We start from the raw sequence: 1,095 nt of genomic DNA on the forward strand, positions 1-1,095 counted from the left end.
ATTGATGCGCTCCAGATGGGCCTCTTCTTTCCCGATGGTCAGCACCTCAATGATCTGATGGTCGCGGCGGTTGCGGTCCAGCGCCCATTTCATTCCGAACAGCGCCAGCAGCAGGAAGGGCAGCAGCCCCCACAGCAGAAAAGACCCCAGAACGGGTATCAGCGGCACGCAGATCAGTGCCGCAGTCAGCCCCAGGAACCGCACATAGCCATGGGGCGGTAGCGATTGATGCGGCCAGAGGTGCAGCTCGCGCTCGGCGCCGTGCTGCGGACGGGTCCAGTTGTAGGGCATCTGTTCAACGCCTGTTGACGAAAATGGGTTCTATTAAATGATGTGCCGGAAATGTGGGATTTCCACTGCGGGTTTTTACCGCGGAGCGTGCGTATGAAAAAGGCCCCGGTGCATCTGCGCCGGGGCCTTTTATTGATGTCAGTATCGCAACCGCTTAGTGTGAATGCGAGCGGTCCCAGTCTTCCTGCTTGGGCAGGATTTCAAAGGTATGCTCAGGCGGCGGAGAGGGCAGGGTCCACTCCAGCGTGTCCGCGTATTCGTTCCAATAGTTGTTCTGGGTAATACGGGCGCCGCGCAGCAGCGAATAGATCACCACGCCGAAGAACAGCAGGAAGGATGCAAAGGACAGAAACGCGCCGTACGACGAGATCTTGTTCCAGTAAGCAAAGCCTTCCGGATAGTCGATGTACCGGCGCGGCATGCCCTGACGGCCCAGGAAGTGCTGCGGGAAGAAGGTCAGGTTGGCGCCGATGAAGAACATCCAGAAGTGGATCTGGGCGCCCAGCTCGTTGTACTGGCGGCCGGTCATCTTGCCGAAGTAGAAATAGATGCCCGAGAAGATCGCGAAGACAGCACCCAGCGACATCACATAGTGGAAGTGCGCAACCACATAGTAGGTGTCGTGATACGCGCGGTCCACGGAGGCCTGCGACAGCACCACGCCGGTCACACCGCCGACGGTGAACAGGAACAGGAAGCCGAAGGCGAACATCATCGGGGCTTTGAACTCGATCGAGCCGCCCCACATGGTGGCGATCCAGGAGAACACCTTCACGCCCGTTGGCACCGCGATCACCATGGTGG

At 59.1% G+C, this 1,095-nt stretch carries 2 protein-coding genes; both read right to left on the minus strand.

Going from position 1 to position 1,095, the window contains the following annotated elements:
* On the minus strand, positions 1-291 hold a 291-nt coding region (locus tag A2I95_RS41310; RefSeq protein WP_291738073.1), incomplete at its 3' end, for a DUF2244 domain-containing protein.
* 154 nt (positions 292-445) lie between these two features.
* Positions 446-1,095, minus strand: a 650-nt coding sequence (locus A2I95_RS41315) for a cbb3-type cytochrome c oxidase subunit I (protein WP_291738074.1), incomplete at its 5' end; no start/stop codon positions are given.

The organism is Leisingera sp. F5 (assembly GCF_001593695.1).